This is a genomic window from Paenibacillus sp. (assembly GCF_031177825.1).
Lineage (GTDB): Bacteria > Bacillota > Bacilli > Paenibacillales > YIM-B00363 > Paenibacillus_AE.
In genome coordinates, this window is record NZ_JAPSKE010000005.1 from 14390 (window position 1) to 31588 (window position 17199).

The window sequence follows — 17199 nt, forward strand, 5'->3', positions numbered from 1 at the left end:
TCCCCAATCCGGCACTCAACAAAAGTTCCGTCGCGGTTGGCATCAGCGAATCGGGCGCTTCTCGCAGAAAAGAAAGGCGACGGCATCCGTCACCCTTCTTCTCCGGCATTTTGCAAGTTGCGGAATTGGTTGTAGAACATCCGGTAATACGTGCCTTCCCGCCGCATCAACGCTTCGTGGTCGCCTCGCTCCGCCACCTCGCCGCGGTCGATGACCATGATCGTGTCCGCGTCGCGGATCGTGTTCAGCCGATGCGCGATGACGAAGCTGGTCCGATCGCGCATGACGTTCAGCAGCGCCTCTTGAATATGCAGCTCCGTGCGCGTGTCGATGCTGCTCGTCGCCTCGTCGAGAATCAGGATCGACGGCTGCGCCAGCACGACCCGCGCGATCGCGAGCAGCTGTCGCTGCCCTTGGCTGATGTTGCCTCCGTTCTCGGTCAAGACGGTGTCGTAGCCTTGCGGCAGCCGGCGGATGAACACGTCCGCGTTCGCCGCCCGCGCCGCCGCGACGACTTCGTCGTCCGTCGCGTCCGGCTTGCCGTATTTGATATTGTCCTTGACGGTGCCGGAAAACAAATACGTGTCCTGCAGCACGATGCCGAACGCGCGACGCAAGCTGTCGCGGGTATATTCCCGGATGTCCCGGCCGTCGAGCAGAATGCGCCCGCCGGTCGGGTCGTAGAACCGGGTGACCAGGTTGACGATCGTCGTCTTGCCCGCGCCGGTCGGCCCGACGAGCGCCGTGGCGCTTCGCTCCGGCGCTTCGAAGCTGACGTTCCGCAAAATCGGAACGTCGGCGCGATACCCGAAGCTGACGTTCTCGAAGACGACTTTCCCTTCCGGCCTCCGCAGCTCGACCGCGTCGGGCGCGTCCGGGGCTTCCTCCTTCTCGTCGAGCACCTCGAACGCCCGCTCCGCGCCGGCGACGCCCGCCTGCAGCACGTTGTACGTCTGCGCCAGCTCGTTCAGCGGGCGGACGAACTGCCGCGAGTAGCCGACGAAGCTGGCGATGACGCCGACGGTGATCGAACCCTTCACCGCCAGCAATCCGCCCGTCAGCGCGATCGCGGCGAAGCCGATGTTGTTGATGACGCTCAGCAGCGGCATCATGAAGCCGGACCATACCTGCGCCTTGACGGCGGCGTCGTACAGCTTGACGTTTACGGTCTCGAACTGCTCGATCGACTTCTCCTCGTGATTGAACGCCTTCACGATCTGCTGTCCGGTGATCGTCTCTTCGATATGGCCGTTGAGCGCGCCGAGATGCGCCTGCTGGTCCTTGAACAGCACGCTCGTGCGTTTCGTGATCGTACGCGCCAGCAAGTAGACGAGCGGCACCGTCACGAGGGCGGCCAGCGTCAGGAGCGGGCTGAGCACGAGCATCATGACGAGCGAGCCGACGATCGCGAGCGAGCCCGACATGAGCTGCACCGTCGACTGCGAGATCGTCGTGCTGACGTTGTCGAGGTCGTTCGTCAGCCGGCTCATCACCTCGCCGTGCGAGCGGGAGTCGAAGAAGCCGAGCGGCAGCTTCTGCAGCTTCGCGAACAGCGACGCCCGCAGCCCCGCGACGACGCGCTGCGACAAGCCCGCCATCATCCAGCCTTGCAGGAACGACAGCGCGCCTTCGCCGACGTAAGCCGCGGTCAAGGCGACGATGACGACCGGCAGCAGGCCCATATCGCCGCCCGCGATCGCGTCGACGCCGACGCCGATCAAGAACGGACCGGCGACGCCGATCGCCGCGCTCAACGCGACGAACGTCGCGATGAGCGCAAGCCCGGCGCGTTCCTTGCCGAAGTACGACCACAGCCGCTTCATCGTCGCTTGGAACTGCTTCGGCTTCGCGACCGGCCCCCGGCCCGGAGGGCCGAAGCCGCCCGGACGGCCCGGCATGGGCGGCCCCGGCGGCGGCCCGCCCGCGCCTCCGGCGCTCTCGCGTTCCTTGCGATCCGACTCAGACATGGCTCCGCAGCTCCTTTCCGACTTGGGACCGATAGATTTCTTGATAGACGCGGCAAGTCTGCATAAGCTCGTCGTGCGTGCCGACGCCGACGACCTCGCCGAGGTCCATCACGACGATCTTGTCGGCGTCCATGACCGAGCTGATGCGCTGCGCGATCAGGAGGCACGTCATCCCCTTCGCGTACGCCTTCAGCGATTCCTTGATTCGCGATTCGGTGGCGGTGTCCACCGCGCTCGTGCAATCGTCCAAGATTAAGATGCGCGGCTTCTTCACGAGCGCCCGCGCGATCGAGACGCGCTGCTTCTGGCCGCCGGACAGATTGACGCCGCGCTGCCCGAGCCGCGAACGGTAGCCCTCCGGCAAGCGCGCGATGAACTCGTGCGCTTCCGCCATCTTCGCCGCGCGTTCGACGTCGGCCTCTAGAGCATTTTCGTCGCCCCAACGGATGTTGTCGAGAATCGTGCCGGAAAACAACACGCTCTTCTGCGGCACGATCGCGATCCGCTCCCGCAGCGCCGCCGGATCGACGTCCTTCGCGTCCGCGCCGTCGACGAGCACGCGCCCGCCGGTCGCGTCGTAGAAGCGCGGGATGAGCCCGACCAAAGTGCTCTTCCCCGACCCGGTGGAGCCGATGATGCCGACGGTTTCCCCCGGCTCGCATGCGAAGCTGACGTTCCTCAGCACGGGAGAGCTCGGCGCCTCGCCGTAGGCGAAGTCGACGCCTTGAAATTCGATTCTCCCTTCCTTGCTCTTCGGCGCCGCGTCCGTCTTCCACGTCATGTCGTTCGTCTGCGCGAACACTTCGCCGATCCGGATCGCGGAAGCCCGAGCCCGCACGAACATGGCGAACACCATCGACACCATCATGAGCGAAAAGAGCATCTGCGTCATATAGTTAATGAACGCGACGAGCTCGCCCACTTCGCCGCTCTGCATGGCGCCCGACTCCATCCACCGGCCGCCGATCCAAAGAATCGCGACGACGCCGAGGTTGACCGTCAGCATGATCGCCGGGTTGAAGACGGCCATCGCCCGCATCGCGCTCGTCGAGCGCTGCCGCTGCTCCTCGTTCGTCGCACCGAATTTCTCGACCTCGAAGCCGAAGCGATTGAACGCCTTGACGACCCGCACCCCGGCGAGGTACTCGCGCACCGCCGCGTTCACGCGGTCGAGCGACTGCTGCACCTTCAAGAACCTGGAGAAGCCGACCTTCATGTTGAAAGCGACGAGCGCGGCGACGATCGGCACGACGACCGCGAAGATAGTCGACAGCTCCGGGTTGAGCCGGATCGCGAGGATGAGCGCCCCGATGCCGAGCAGCGGCGCCTTGACGAAGATGCGCATCAAGCCGCCGACGAAGTTCTGGACGAGCGTGATGTCGTTCGTCATGCGGGTAATGAGCGACGCGCGCTCGAACTTGTCGATGTTCGCGAACGACAGCGATTGAATTTTCCGAAACAAATCGCTCCGCAGCTCCATGCCGAACTTCTGCGACACGTGCACGGCGAGCACGTTCCGAAGGCTGGCCGCGATCGCGCCGCCCGCCGTGATGAGCAGCATCAGCCCGCCGATGCGGAGCACGTAGTCCATATCCCCGTTCGCGATGCCGCGGTCGATGATGTCGGCCAGCAGCGTCGGCATCATGAGGTCCGCCGCCGCCTCGAGCGTCAGGAAGAAGATCGCCAGAAGAAAGCCCTTCCAATATTTTTTAATATATTTTCCGCTTGGCATCCGCTACGCCTCCCCAGATCCCCGCAATTGGTCGGACAGCTTCTTCATGATGCGCACGAGCTCCTCGCGATCCGCTTCGTCGAGCCTCTCGAACGGCCCCGCGAGCGACGCTCTCCAAGCGTCCTCCGTCCGGCGGATCGTCTCCAGCCCCGCCTCCGTCAAGGCGATGTTCTTCACGCGGGCGTCCGTCGCGTCCTGCTCGCGCGTGACGATGCCGGACCGCTCCAAGCGGTCGAGCATCTGCGACATCGTGCTGGCCCGCACGTCGAGATGCTCCGCCAGCTGTCCGATCGTCGCGGCGCCCCGCCGCTGCAGCTGTCTCAGCAGCAGCCACTGCACCTTCGTAAGCGGCTGCTGCCGCTGCGCGTCCCACGTCGACGAGCGCAGATGCCGATTCACGGCTTGTAGCGACGCCAAAAATTGTTCCAGGTTCGCATCCATCGTGCCGCCCCCTTTTCCACATAATTGCATTATATAGCTAACCTAAATAAAATGCATCAATAATCGTCCCCTTTTTCCCCGGCCCGTATGGTAGGATAGAAATAAATTTATGGCGTTAAGCTTTGAAACTCAGGAGCGTGCGTGCGGATCATGGAAACGAATATCATAACGATGCTCATTACGTTGGTCGCCACTTCGGGCGTATTCACGCTGTTTCTGTGCCTGTATGCGTACGTCAAACGGAAGGAAATTCCCGGCGCGCGCACGTTCATTTGGTATACGGCCTCCATGACGATCTACATCTTCGCGGTGGCCTTCGAGTGGACGAGCGATACGGTGGACGAGATTATGCGCTGGACCGTCGTCGAATATCTCGGCATCGCTTTCGCGCCGCCGCTCGGTCTGCTGCTCGTGCTGCAATATATCGGCAAGTCGGTCCCGCGCAAGGTCGCGGCGCTCATGTTCGTCGTGCCCGCCGTTACGTTTTTGTCGGTGGCCACGAACGACTGGCATCATTTGTTTTATAAGTCCATCTTCTTACGCGAAAATGCTCCCTCCCCCCTCGCCGACGTCGCGATCGGGGAGATGTACATCGTGCACGGCGCGTACACGTTCGGCTGCATGCTGGCGTCCGTCGTCCTGCTCGTCCGCCAGTGGTTTCGGACGAACCGGGCGTTCCGCCTGCAGCTCGCGACGCTCACGATCGGGCAGTTTCTGCCGATGGTCGGCGCGTTCTTGTATTTGATGGGCGTTACGCCGTACGGGATGGATCCCGTGCCGATGGTGCTGTGCCTGACGTCGGGCATGTACATCTGGGCGATGGTATCCTCCCGCGTCCTGACGATCGTGCCGATCGCGAAGGAGCGGCTGTTCGAGAGCTTGCGGGAAGGCGTCATCGTGCTGGACGCGACGGAGCGCATCGTCGACTTCAACGCGTCGGTCGCCCGCATGATGCCGGGGTTGACCGCTTCGTCGATCGGGACGTTCCTGCGCGACGAGTGGCCGCGGCTGACCGGCTCCCCGCTGCCCGTCGGCGGAACCGGGGGCGGGATCGGGGACGGGATGCAAGAAGTGATGGTCTGGACGGTGAAAGGCGAGGACGTCTCCTACCAAGTGCGTTCGTCGCTCGTGCGCGACCGGACGGGCGAGACGATCGGCCGCCTGCTCATGCTGATCGACGTAACGGAGCAGAAGCGGCTGCAGGACAAGCTGACGCAGATGGCGTACTTCGACGGACTGACGAAGCTGCTCAACCGGGCCCGGTTCGTGCAGCGAAGCCGGGAGCTGTTGTCTTCGGCGCAGCGGTTCGGCTTGCCGGTGTCGTTCGTCTTGTTCGACATCGACTCGTTCAAGCGGATCAACGACACGTACGGACACGACGTCGGCGACCAAGCGATCGTGCACGTCGTCTCGATCGCGAAGCGGCTGCTTCCGCCGGACGCGCTGTTCGCCCGCTACGGCGGCGAGGAGTTCGCGATCGCGCTGCCGTCCGCGACCGGGCGCGAGGCGCTCGAGCTGGCGGAGCGCGTCCGGGCGGCGTTCGAGGCCGAGCCGCTCCGCACGGGCGGGGAGACGATTCCCGTGACGTCGAGCTTCGGCGCGGCCGAGGCGCGGGGGAACGGCGACACGCTGGAGTCGCTGCTGCGCGACGCGGACGCGGCGCTGTACGCCGCCAAGCGGGCGGGCCGCAACCGCGTGCGCGCGTTCGAGCCGACGACGTAAGGCAGGGGCAAGGGGGTTTCCTGGGCAATGCGGCAACGCTCCGTCCGCCCCCTCGACAGCCAACCGCGACCGCGCCTCCAAACGGCTCAAATGTTGACATGTTCGCCGGAAAATAAAGAGGGACGCCGTTAGGCGTCCACGATCCAATCGATTCATTCATCTGTAACTCTAAGCACTAGCGGGCCGCCGCGTCTCTCCCGTAGAGCGCGCTGCCGATAATGCCGGCTTCGTCGCCGAGCGCCGCCGGCACGACCGAGATTCGCTCCCAATAGTCGGCGATCAACAGCCGCTGCATCGACTCGCGAACGGGCGCGAGCAGCCGCTCGCCGGCCGCCGCCGCGCCGCCCCCGACGAGAACGACGTCCGGGCTGTACATCGTCACCGCGTACGCCAGCCCGCGACCGAGCTGCTCGCCCGTCCGCCGCAGCACCTCGATCGCGACCGCGTCGCCCTCGTCGTACGCCCGGGATACGTCCCGCGCCGTCAAGCCGGGCAAGCCTTCGCCGGGAAACCAGTCCCGCAGCACCGAGGCTCGACCGTCCCGCTCGACAAGGTCCCGCGCTTGGCGGGCGATACCGGTCGCCGACGCGACCGTCTCGAGGCAGCCGGTCAAGCCGCACCCGCACCGGTACGGAATGCTCTCGAGCGGAATGTGCCCGAGCTCCCCCGCCATGCTGCCGCCGCCGTAAAACAGACGCCCGTCCGACACGAGCGCCGCGGCGAGCCCCGTCCCGACGGTTACGCCCAGCACGTGCCGAACGCCGCGGCCCGCGCCGAGCAGCGCTTCGCCGTACACGTACAGCCGGACGTCGTTGTCGATCGCGACCGGAACGCCGAGCCGCTCCCGCATCCGAGCGACGACCGGCACGTCGCGCCATTGCAAGTTCGTGCTGTTGAGCGCGACGCCGGCCTCCTGGTCGATAAAGCCGGGCACGCCCATGCCGACCGTAATCGCGTCCTCGGGCACGCCGCATCGACGAAGCAAGCCGCGCACCGTCGCCTCGATCCGATCGAACAGCGAGTCGGGCCCTTCCCCCGCCAGCGTAGGGATGCTCTCTTTCGCCGCGACGCGCTCCCCGTCGAGCAAGCCGATCGCCGTATTCGTTCCTCCGATATCCACTCCGACGCAATAAGACATGCCTGCGTCCTCCTCTGCCTAGTAAAGTCTTCCTTCTATTATAGTTTCTCGCTCGGAAAATATCTCCACTTTTCCGCTCGAACCCCGTATGTTTCGCTTCTCTCTCGTCCATCCTAGTAATAGCGTAAATTACGAGAGTATCGGAGGAATGTACCGTGAGTTTCGAGTTGGCGTTATTGGCGTTCGTCATCGTCGCTTTCGGATTTCTATGGCTGAGAACCAAGAAGCAGCTCCAGTCCACCCGGGAAGGCAGCGCCCTGTTGACGGACATCGCGGCGGAGCAGCGAGAGACGCTTCGGCATGGCTTATATCAACGATTCAAGAGAAGCGACGATTCGGCAAAGGAAGATCCGTTCGACTTCGAATACTTCGTCGCCGATCTGTTGACGGTCGTCAACGAAAGCGACGTGTACGTGACGAAGTCGACCGGCGACTTCGGCGTCGACATCGAGGAGCGGCGGGACGACGGGTTGTTCCTATACCAGGTCAAGTGTTACGAGAAGCCCGTCGGCTTCGAGCCGATCGCCATTCTTCATTCGCGGATCGTCAAGGACGGGGCGGACGGGGGCTGCGTCGTCACGACGAGCTCGTTCACCGAAGCCGCCAAGGACTACGCAAAGGCGGTCGACATCGAGCTGATCGACGGCGAAGAGCTGCTGGACATGTGGGAGGAAGCGTTGGCGTATAAGAAGGAGACGGCGCGCGAACTCATCCCGGACGTGGTGTGAGCGTACGTCAGCCTTTCCTTCGCTCGAATGCCAACCCGACCAGCAGCAGCCCGGGCAGAAGGATGCAAAACGCGACGTCGAAAAAGGGATAATATCGTTTGATAATCTGGTTGTAAACGGCAATATTCGGCGTCCCGACTACGGTCAGGACCAGCATGATCATGCCGAGCGGAACGGTCAGCATGCGGCTCTCTCGAAGCTTGAACAGGTGCGCGATCCCTGCGGTGACGGCATAAAACAACAGCAAAGTCTTGTAGAACACCGTAATCATCCACAGGAAAGCGATGATCGCCTCCATGCGTTCCAGGAAGTTGCCGATCGTTAGTTTTTGCGCCAGTACGAAGGTCGGATAATACTTGGTCTCCATCAAATTCGGTCCCAGCACGAGAACGCATAGCGAAACGGAAGTAAATAAAAAAACTCCCCCGATCAGGAAAGAGGTTATGATCGGTTTCGTCAGCTTTCGGTCGCCGGACACATGAGGCGCAAGGGAGAGCAGTACGACCATCTCCGCGAACGAAACCGTAGTCGCCTGGAAAGCAGCTTCGAACACCGGTATGAATCCATTCGCGGCGATCGGCTGCAGGTTGGGAAACTCGGCTTGCGGAAGCAATAATACGACAAGAAATAAAAACAAAGCCACGAACGCAGGGAACAGAAGTTCGCTCATTCGGGAGAAGGCTTCGATGCCGTAACGATACGCGAGAATAACCACAAGCAAGAAGATGAGAATGATCGCATTGATCGGCGTCTCCGGCATCAGCTGCGTCGTCATGAACTGGCTCATCTCGCTCAACAGCGTTAGCGAGCACATAAAGAAATTAAACAGAAACAACAGTCCGACGAGGCTTCCGAGCCAGCCGCCCAACGTTTTCCGGGAAGCCTCGATCAGGCTGTCGGCCCTTCGCAGCTTATTGGCGGCGGCGGCGAACAAGCCCCCCAGCGCCAGTCCCGCACCGGTTGCGATCAGCATGGACAGCCAGGCGTCTTGTTTGGCGTAGGAGGCCATGATCATCGGCATGATCAAGATGGAATCGCCGATCACGCCGAGAATGATCAAGATTTGAAATTGCCGAACGGTTATTTTCTCGTCCGCGGATTTCATTCGGGCCACTCCTTTTTCTGCCTCGAAACGTCTACCTCAGCCAGCCGAACATCCACGGAATGATCTCGAACGGATTGGGTAAGCGGACTTCAAGCGTCAGCGCGGCATATAAGGCTGTCCCGGCGCCGAGGAATGCGAGTAACCAGATCAATTCCCGAATCCGCTTTCTCCGAATCAGTCCCGGAGCCTCCAGCCAAAAGACGCCCGCCGCCAGCGCCAGCACGCCGATTACGGATGCCACCTAGGATCCTCTCCATTCCTACTGTCATTGATCCAACGTGGAATTGCCCGTCGTACCTGTCCTGCGAATGTACAGCCGAATCTCGTATCGAACATCGACAACAGGAAAGTATTCCTCGTTCCATCCTTTTTTCGCGCGCTTCCAGAAGGCGGGATGCTCCTTTGCAATCTGGTCGCCGAATCCGAGCACGTCCGACTTCAGCTCTTTCGCACGTTTGACGGCCGCTTCGGCATTGGATTGCATGACTCTCGCCGCTCTCGCTTCCAGCTTGCGAATCGTCTCGGGATCCGCGACGTCGACGTCCTGACATTGGTTGTCTACGATCGCGGCCTCCGTCCGCAGCGTTACGGTCATTACCGGAAGACCGTTTTTGATTTCGGACTTCATCTTCGACTTCGAGTTCAAAACTTCGATGCCGATATACCGATTATCGCCGCAAGCCAATTCAATGGACGTGCTGTCCAATCGGTCCGTGATGTCTGTATACCCCTTGCTCTCCTCTTCGTTCAGCCAACCGACCAACCGATCCTCTCTGAAGACCGCTATCCCTCTATAACGGTATCTGCTCGGAGTTCGGAACGATTCCACGTTTTTCGGCGAATCGCCCGACTCCGATTCGCCGATCAGCTGAATGCCGGTTAACGCCAGTTCATGCCCGTCCCCGGACAACCGGTCCAGCACCTCGTCCATCGTAATGGATACGCTGGGCGCCCAAGCTTTCTCGGACGTCCGCAGCGACTGAAGCATACTGTTGGTAGGGAGCTCCTCGACCGGCGTGTACAGCTTCAACACGTTTCCCGCTTTCGTGCCTCTGGCAACGACTAAATTAAAGTCCATCCGCAGTTCGTTGTCCCGGAGTACGTTGTCGATAAAGGAGCTCAATCCTTCCTTCGCGACCGATTCGCCGACCACGTACAACTGAAGATGGCCGAAATACATTTTCCGCGGTGCTTCCGTCGTAACCGACCGGGCCGCTTCGAAGATCGTCTTGCCTCGTCCTTGATAGAGCGTGCCGGGGGACCGCCGTCCGGTTTGTTTTTGCGACGAAATCTCGCTCGGATTGACGACTTGGAAGGAGACCAAATATTCGCCGTCCTCCCGGTCAAGGCCGACGCCGAGCACGATTAGAATATCGTTGAGCTCCCGCCTGCTCCAGCACCCGGAGAGTAGAAGCAAGCATAAAGCGATCATCGCGATTCGATATAGCTTCATGGCCGTTCCCTCCTTAGCGCCGGATGCGCAACCGCACGCTTCCGCCGCCCTGCGACAACCCGGGGCGCTTAAACCTCAACCATCTCGGCATGCGGATGAGCGTATCCTCCATCTCACTCGCGCGGAAAGGCGACAACGGAGACATATACGGCTCTCCGAACGAGCGGAGGGCGCACAGATGCAGCAGAAGCGCGAACATCCCCATGGCGATGCCGAACAGACCGAAGCTTGCGGCCGCGCCCATGAATGCGAAACGCAAAATTCGAATTGGAATCGAGGCGCTATAGGAGGGAATCGTGAACGTTGAAATCGCTGTTACGGACACGACGATTACCATCGCGGCGGAGACGATCCCGGCTTCCACGGCCGCTTGGCCGATGACTAGCGTTCCGACGACGGATACCGCCTGTCCGATCGCCTTCGGCATTCGAAGTCCCGCTTCTCGCAATATTTCGAATGTGACCTCCATCACAAGCGCTTCTACGAATGCCGGGAACGGCACGCCTTCGCGCTGCGCGGCAAGACTGAACAAGAGCGTGGCCGGCAGCATATCCCGATGGAATGTCGTAATGGCAATGTATAGCGACGGGAGCAACAGCGAAATAAACAAGCTTCCGAATCGTAGAATGCGAAGCAGACTCGCGTAGAACGCACGTTGGTAGTAGTCCTCTGTCGATTGAAGGAAGGTCGTAAACTGGGCCGGAACCAACAACACGCTCGGGGTCCCGTCCACCAGGATCGCGACCTTCCCCTCGAGCAGCTGGGACGCCACGCCGTCCGGCTTCTCGGTATTGTAGATCGTCGGAAACAGCGAATAGCGTCCGTCCTCGATCAGCTCCTCGATGTAGCCGCTGTCCAACACGCTATCGATGTCGATGGATCGAAGCCGCTTGCGCGTCTCGGCGACGACGGAAGGCTTGGCGATGCCGTCGAGATAAACAAGGGTGACGTCCGTTCGAGTCCTGCGTCCGATCGCCGTCGTCTCCAGACGCATGCGAGGATCCTTGATTCTCCTGCGGATCAGAGAAGTATTCGTACGAAGCGTCTCCGTAAAGCTCTCCCTCGGTCCCCGGACGGAGGTTTGGTTCGACGATTCCGTGATGTCGCGGCCCTTCCACTGCCGGATATCCGCACGGTAAGCGCAATCCATGCCGTCGATGAAAATAATGGCTTCTCCGGACAGCAAATGCCGGTACACACTTCCCATATCGGTCGCGGAACGGATCGATCCGATGCCGACGAGAAGCTCTCTCGCCAGCCTGGCCATATCGATCTTTCGCTCCTCCGCCTCTTCATGCCGAAACACGTCGTATAGGGAGCGGTTCAGCATATCGAAGATGTAGGAATTCACGACGTCGGCGTCCGACAACCCGTCGATGTAGACGACCGCAGCCGCCGCTTCTTCGGACTGCTCGTACCGAACCGGTCGAATCACGACGTCGTCGCTCGCGCCCAGGTCTCGTACCGCCCGCTCTATGTTGCGTTCAACCTTCGGGTCGACGGGCGTCGCTTGGTACTCCCGCCACAGCCGATCCACGTCAGGGGGATGGGAACTTTCGGACGTCTTTCGCTTCATACGCTACGCTACTTTCTGGATGGAATGTCACTCCACATTATTTCCATCCGTGAATGGCGATAAACGCGATACGCCCGGAAGAAGCCCTCGCCAGGTGCGGCGCCATAAAAAAGACCTGGAAGGCGTCACCGACCCTCCGGCCTCGATATCCGTCCCATTCTCAATCCCGATACAGCCCGCCGCGCTCCCGTTCCTTCATCCACACCCGCATGAAGCCGGGCTCGCGATTATCCCAAGCGTAATACGGCACCAGCGTATACCGCGCCCCGCCGCAACGGAATCCGCACCATCGCGGTGCAATTCGCACGTCCTCGTCCAACGGAAAAGAGGCCTGCCCCCGGGTAGTCAAGCTTCCCAGGACAAACCCCTGTGCCTTACCGCCCCGCCAACGCCTCGCGCAGGTAGCGTCCCGTGTGCGAAGCTTCGACCTCGGCGACGGACTCCGGCGTTCCCGCCGCGACGACTTGTCCGCCCTCGTGCCCGCCTTCGGGGCCGATGTCGACCACCCAGTCGCATTCCCGGATTACGTCGAGGTTATGCTCTACGACGATGACCGTATGCCCCGCGTCGACGAGCTTGTTCAGCAGCAGCGTCAGCTGCTTCGTATCGCGCGGATGCAGCCCGGTCGACGGCTCGTCGAGCAAATACAGCGTATGCCGCTTCGCCTTCCCGCTCAGCTCCTTCGCGAGACGGATGCGCTGCCCCTCCCCGCCGGAGAGCGTGCGCAGCGACTGCCCCCAATGCAGATAGCCGAGGCCGACTTCGTGCAGCAGCGCGATCTGCGCGTCCATCTTGCCTTGTCCTTCGAGAATCGGCATGCTTTCCTCGACGGTCATATCGAGCAAGCTCGAGATGTCGACGCCTCGATACTTGACGCGCAGCACCTCCTCCTTGAACCTCCGTCCGCGGCACGCCGGGCAACGCACTTCGAGGCCGGGCAAGAAGAACATATCCACCGGCACGACGCCGAGCCCTTGGCAATGCTCGCATCGGCCGCCCGGCGTATTGAACGAGAAATGCTTCGACGTCAGCCCCGCGGCTTTCGCCTCCGGCAGCGCGGCGAACAGGTTGCGGATGCCGGTGAAGACGTCGGTATACGTCGCTACGTTGGAGCGGCTCATGCGGCCGAGCGGCGACTGGTCGACCGTGACGATGCCGTCCACGGCGTCGAAACCGGCGATGCCCGCGCAGCCTTCCCGTCGCTGATCGTCGCGTCCGCCGGCGGCCACGAGGTCGAACAGCAGCGTCGACTTGCCGGAGCCGGACACGCCCGTCACCGCGACCAGACAGCCGAGCGGCAGCGAGACGTCGATATGCTTCAAGTTCCGCGCGTAGGCGTCGCGCACCTGCAGGAAGCGACCGTTGCCGGGGCGCCGGACCCGCGGTCCTGCCGCGGCTTCCGCCTCGCGGAGGAACGCGCCCGTCACCGAATCTCCGCTGCGGATCAACTGCTCCAGCGTGCCTTCGCCGACGACGCGGCCGCCGTAGGCGCCCGCGCCCGGCCCCATGTCGATGACATGATCGGCCGCGCGCATCATCTCGACGTCGTGCTCGATGACGAGCACGGTGTTGCCGAGATCCCGCAGCTGCTGCAGCACGCGGATGAGCCCCGCCGTATCGCGCGGGTGCAGCCCCGCCGTCGGCTCGTCGAGGATGTACAGCACGCCGGTGAGGCCCGAGCCGAGAACGGAGGCGAGCCGAAGCCGCTGCGCTTCCCCGCCGGACAACGTCACCGATTGGCGATTGAGCGACAAGTACCCGAGACCGACGTCGACGATACGCTTCGCGCGAAGCGCGAGGTCGTGCAGCATCGACTCCGCCTGCTCCCGCGCGTCCTCGGTCAGCTCGCCGAGCAGCCGCTCCAGCCACGCTTGCGCGTCCTGCAGCGACCATCCTGAGATGTCCGAGATCGACGCGCCGCCGACCGTCACCTGCCGCACCTCCGCCTTCAGCTTGGCGCCGCGGCACGCTTCGCACGGCGTCTCGCGGAACAGCGCCGCTTCGCCGGACTCGCCGCCGTTCGCCTTGTACCGCCGCCAGATGCCGGTCAGGACGCCTTCGAACTTGCCGGCGTTCACCGACTTCGGCGGCTTCGCGCTCGGGAAGTGACGAGCGAACTCCTCGCTTTCCACCCCGTAGTACAGCAAATCCCGTTGCACCTCGCCGTACTCCTTCAGCGGCTGATCCGGATCGAACGCGAACCCGTAATGCTTCGCCGCGGCTTCCAGCGTCGCGGAATGGTACTTCGACAGCATGTCGAACCAGATCCGCACGCCTCCGTCGCGAGCGCTTTTCTCCGGATCGAAGACGGCCTCCGGATCTAAGCTGACCGTGTGCCCGAGCCCGTCGCACCCCTCGCACGCGCCTTCCGGCGTATTAAACGAGAAGTGCCGCCGCGTATACCGCTCCATCGACTCCGAGCAAGCGGGGCAGCGCACCGAACCGGCGGACCGGCCCCCTTCCTCCTCTTCGCCGACGCCGAGCGATGCGGACGCCTCGTCCGGCCCAGGCGCGAACCGCGTCCCGCACCGGGGACACGGACGTTCCCCGAGCTTCTCGTAGATGACGCGCAGGTACGTATGAATGTCCGTCGCCGTGCCGACCGTCGACCGCGGATTCCGATTCGTCACATGCTGGCCGACGCTGATCGACGGCGATAAGCCGACGATGGCGTCGACCTTCGGCTTCGCCACCGTCTCCCCGGTCATCCCCATCGACTCCATGTACTGGCGTTGGCATTCCCGCTGCAGCGTGTCGAGCGCGAGCGTCGACTTCCCGGAGCCGGACGGGCCCGTGAGGACGACCAGCTTGGATTTCGGAATGTTCAGCGTCACGTTCTTCAGATTGTTTTCCCGAGCGCCTTGAATATGAATGAAATCTTGCAAGAGCGATGCCCCTTTCGGAAATGGTCATTACGTCGCCTTCCGCCGATACGAGCGGAAGGTCGGCGGCGCGAACGCGAGCGGCGCGGCGGCCATGACGGCGAGCGCCTTCGCCAGCTCGACGAAGTTCGTCTCCCCGTGCATGAGCCCCCGGGCGGCGGTCGACGTCAGCCTGATCGGGTTGTACGCGACGATCGGCCCGAGCCAATTCGGCATCGTGGACGTATCCACGAAGACGTTGCTGGTGAAAAGAAGCGGACAGGTATCATGATTTCCTCCTTCGTCTCCAGGATAAAACCATCGTACAACATGAATGCAAGCCTAAGGGTTGGGTCGAACGAGTGCCATCCCCTCGCCGTTCGTCGACCTTCGACCTTCCACTGGGGCTTTAAGGTTTCACTTGAATGTTGAGTCGAACGCTTTACAAGCGGAGCGAAGATTGGTTTAATCGGGTACGACGAGAACGGAGCGGCATACGGAAAAACACATGCGGGGAGAAGAGACATGCGGAAGGGGGACGTTCTATGGCATACCGGCCGATCGACATCGCCAGACGGATCGGGGTCAGCGCCAGCGCGCTGCGCCATTACGAGGATTGGGGGATTGTGCCGCCCGTGGAGCGGGGAGCGAACGGGTATCGGATGTATACGGAGGTGCATCTCGCTTATTTCGAATGCGTCCGCGCGATGAGCGCCGGCTTCGGCCTGCCGCTGACTTCCGACGCGCTGAAGCGCGTCCTGCGAGGGGATCTCGACGGCGCCCTGTGGATCGTCAACGAAGCGTTAAGCGAGCTGCAGCAGGAGAAGCGAATGGCGGAGCAGACGATTCGCGCGCTCGAGGCGATCGAACCGCCCGAGCTCGCATCGAAGGGGAAGCGGAAGTGGATGACGATCGGCGAAGTGTCGAAGCTGACCGCCCAGCCGGCGTCCGCCATTCGTCACTGGGAGAAGATGGGCCTCATCGACCCGCCGCGACACGAAGAGAACGGGTACCGGCTCTACGGCCCGGCGGAGGTGCGGCACATCCGGATTATCGGGACGCTGCGGACGTCCGTCTGGTCGCTCGAGACGATCAAGCGCGTCGTCCGCGAGCTCGACCGCAACGACTTGGAGCAGGCGCGCCGCGTGGCCCGGGATGCGCTTCGGGCTTTGCACGATGCGCTTCGGAGGCGCATGCGGGGCATCCGGCATCTGGACTTGCTCGTCGAGCTGGCCGAGGGCGGGCCCGCCGCGCCGCGCTCGCCTACCTGTTAAGCTGCGACAGCTCGTTGTACCGTCTTAGCAGGGTAGCGCGGTTCGGCCGAACGCGATGCGCGCGATCGAGGCTCTCCCGGACGAGCGCCGGTTCGACGCCGAGCTCCTCCGGCGTCGCGGGGCCGCCCGCTTCGGACAGCAGCGCCCGCAGCGCGGCCGGCTCGGGCACCGCCTGCAGCATGGCGCGCAGGTCCGGGACGCCCTCGAACGCGGCCGCGCCCTCCTCCGCGATGCGGCGGTACCGCTCGGACACGAGCGCGCAGGCGACGCCGACCTTGGCGCCGTGCAGCAGCTGCCTCCGCTGCCCGCGAATGTATTCCATCTCCCAGTAGTGGGAGACGTGATGCTCCGCGCCGGACGCCGGATGCGACTGGCCGAAAATGAGCATCGCGAGCCCGGACTCGATGAGCGCCTCCATGAGCGCGACGACCGCCGCCGGCTCGCCGCGTCCGATCGCGGCGGCCTGAGCGACGCATCGGGCAAGGGCGCGCTCGGTGATCGCGGCGGCGAGCGGCGAATACGGCTCGTCTGCGGTCGCCGCGCCGAACCGCCAATCGAACAGCGACGTATACTTGCCGAGCATGTCGCCGAAGCCGGCCGCGATCAACGCGCGGGGCGCCGCCGTCGCTAGATCGACGTCGGCGAAGATGGCGGCGGGGCCGACGGCCGGAATCGTAATTTTATCGCCGCGCACGATCAAGGGGGCTCCGACGGAAGTGAAGCCGTCGACGGAGGGCGCCGTCGGCACGGAGACGAACGGCCGGCCGCACGTGAACGCGGCGTACCTCGCGATGTCGTGCAGCGTTCCCGCGCCGACGACGACGAGCGCCTCGGCGCCCGTGCGCTGCGCGTCGAGCAGCACCTGCACGACGGACGCTTCGTCCGCGGCGACGTCGCCGAGCGCGTTCGGCAATACGATCGTCGGCGCCGCCGACGCCCCGCGCGTGGTCAAGCCGTCGACCAATCGCTTCCCCGCCGCTTCGTACGTGTTCGCATCGGCGACGACTTGAATGCGTGCGTATCCGGACGCCGTCAACCAGTCGGCCGCCGCGTCGACGGCGCCGGGCGCCAGCACGATCGGTTCGGGGAAAGCCACCCCCTCGATCGACTCGCCCATCTCCTCCGCCATCCCCCGAATACGTTCCATGATTTCCTTCACGATCGGACCCCCGCTTCCGCGAAACTGTTTTCTTGCATACTAC

General features: G+C 63.0%; 15 protein-coding genes. 3 read left to right on the top strand and 12 right to left on the bottom strand.

The window, feature by feature from the left end:
- Positions 1–89: 89 nt before the first annotated feature.
- The 3 genes from RIN49_RS07475 to RIN49_RS07485 are packed head-to-tail and all read right to left on the bottom strand — an operon-like array spanning position 90 to position 4140.
- Positions 90–1967 (bottom strand): ABC transporter ATP-binding protein, encoded by a 1878-nt coding sequence (locus RIN49_RS07475; protein WP_375295221.1) that lies wholly within the window; start codon positions 1965–1967, stop codon positions 90–92.
- The gene (locus RIN49_RS07480; RefSeq protein ID WP_309119544.1) at positions 1960–3699 is read right to left on the bottom strand and encodes an ABC transporter ATP-binding protein; all 1740 of its coding nucleotides are present in this window, start codon (positions 3697–3699) and stop codon (positions 1960–1962) included. The genes RIN49_RS07475 and RIN49_RS07480 overlap by 8 nt, the downstream gene beginning before the upstream one ends.
- A 3-nt stretch (positions 3700–3702) precedes the next feature.
- Entirely contained in the window at positions 3703–4140 is a 438-nt protein-coding gene (locus tag RIN49_RS07485; protein ID WP_309119545.1) for a MarR family winged helix-turn-helix transcriptional regulator, read from the bottom strand.
- A 150-nt stretch (positions 4141–4290) separates the two neighbouring features.
- Between RIN49_RS07485 and RIN49_RS07490 the strand changes: the two genes are divergently transcribed.
- Complete coding sequence (locus RIN49_RS07490; protein WP_309119546.1) at positions 4291–5862, top strand: histidine kinase N-terminal 7TM domain-containing diguanylate cyclase; 1572 nt, start codon at positions 4291–4293, stop codon at positions 5860–5862.
- A 175-nt stretch (positions 5863–6037) separates the two neighbouring features.
- Here the strand turns inward: RIN49_RS07490 and RIN49_RS07495 are convergent, their stop codons facing one another.
- Positions 6038–7000 carry an ROK family protein gene (locus tag RIN49_RS07495; protein WP_309119547.1) on the bottom strand — a complete coding sequence of 321 codons (963 nt, stop codon included), beginning with the start codon at positions 6998–7000 and terminating at the stop codon, positions 6038–6040.
- 155 nt (positions 7001–7155) lie between these two features.
- Between RIN49_RS07495 and RIN49_RS07500 the strand changes: the two genes are divergently transcribed.
- On the top strand, positions 7156–7728 hold the full coding sequence (locus RIN49_RS07500) for a restriction endonuclease (RefSeq protein ID WP_309119548.1): 573 nt from the start codon (positions 7156–7158) through the stop codon (positions 7726–7728).
- A gap of 7 nt (positions 7729–7735) precedes the next feature.
- Here the strand turns inward: RIN49_RS07500 and RIN49_RS07505 are convergent, their stop codons facing one another.
- The 7 genes from RIN49_RS07505 to RIN49_RS07535 all read right to left on the bottom strand — a co-directional run bounded on the left by RIN49_RS07505 (position 7736) and on the right by RIN49_RS07535 (position 14960).
- Positions 7736–8833 (bottom strand): GerAB/ArcD/ProY family transporter, encoded by a 1098-nt coding sequence (locus tag RIN49_RS07505; protein WP_309119549.1) that lies wholly within the window; start codon positions 8831–8833, stop codon positions 7736–7738.
- 31 nt (positions 8834–8864) lie between these two features.
- A complete protein-coding gene (locus RIN49_RS07510) occupies positions 8865–9074 on the bottom strand; it encodes a hypothetical protein (protein ID WP_309119550.1) in 210 nt (69 codons plus the stop codon).
- 24 nt (positions 9075–9098) lie between these two features.
- Entirely contained in the window at positions 9099–10286 is a 1188-nt protein-coding gene (locus RIN49_RS07515) for a Ger(x)C family spore germination protein (RefSeq protein ID WP_309119551.1), read from the bottom strand.
- 13 nt (positions 10287–10299) lie between these two features.
- Positions 10300–11862: a spore germination protein gene (locus RIN49_RS07520; RefSeq protein WP_309119552.1), complete on the bottom strand. Its 1563-nt coding sequence runs from the start codon at positions 11860–11862 to the stop codon at positions 10300–10302.
- A gap of 160 nt (positions 11863–12022) precedes the next feature.
- Positions 12023–12181 (bottom strand): hypothetical protein, encoded by a 159-nt coding sequence (locus RIN49_RS07525; protein WP_309119553.1) that lies wholly within the window; start codon positions 12179–12181, stop codon positions 12023–12025.
- Between the two features lie 55 nt (positions 12182–12236).
- Complete coding sequence (gene uvrA / locus RIN49_RS07530) at positions 12237–14747, bottom strand: excinuclease ABC subunit UvrA (protein ID WP_309119554.1); 2511 nt, start codon at positions 14745–14747, stop codon at positions 12237–12239.
- 27 nt (positions 14748–14774) lie between these two features.
- Positions 14775–14960, bottom strand: coding sequence for a hypothetical protein (locus RIN49_RS07535; protein ID WP_309119555.1), 186 nt, complete (start codon positions 14958–14960; stop codon positions 14775–14777).
- Between the two features lie 308 nt (positions 14961–15268).
- On the opposite strand from RIN49_RS07535, the gene RIN49_RS07540 reads away from it, so the two are divergent.
- Positions 15269–15997, top strand: a complete 729-nt coding sequence (locus RIN49_RS07540) for a MerR family transcriptional regulator (RefSeq protein ID WP_309119556.1) — start codon at positions 15269–15271, stop codon at positions 15995–15997.
- Here the strand turns inward: RIN49_RS07540 and RIN49_RS07545 are convergent.
- Positions 15987–17156 carry a sn-glycerol-1-phosphate dehydrogenase gene (locus RIN49_RS07545; RefSeq protein WP_309119557.1) on the bottom strand — a complete coding sequence of 390 codons (1170 nt, stop codon included), beginning with the start codon at positions 17154–17156 and terminating at the stop codon, positions 15987–15989. The genes RIN49_RS07540 and RIN49_RS07545 overlap by 11 nt on opposite strands.
- Positions 17157–17199: the final 43 nt, after the last annotated feature.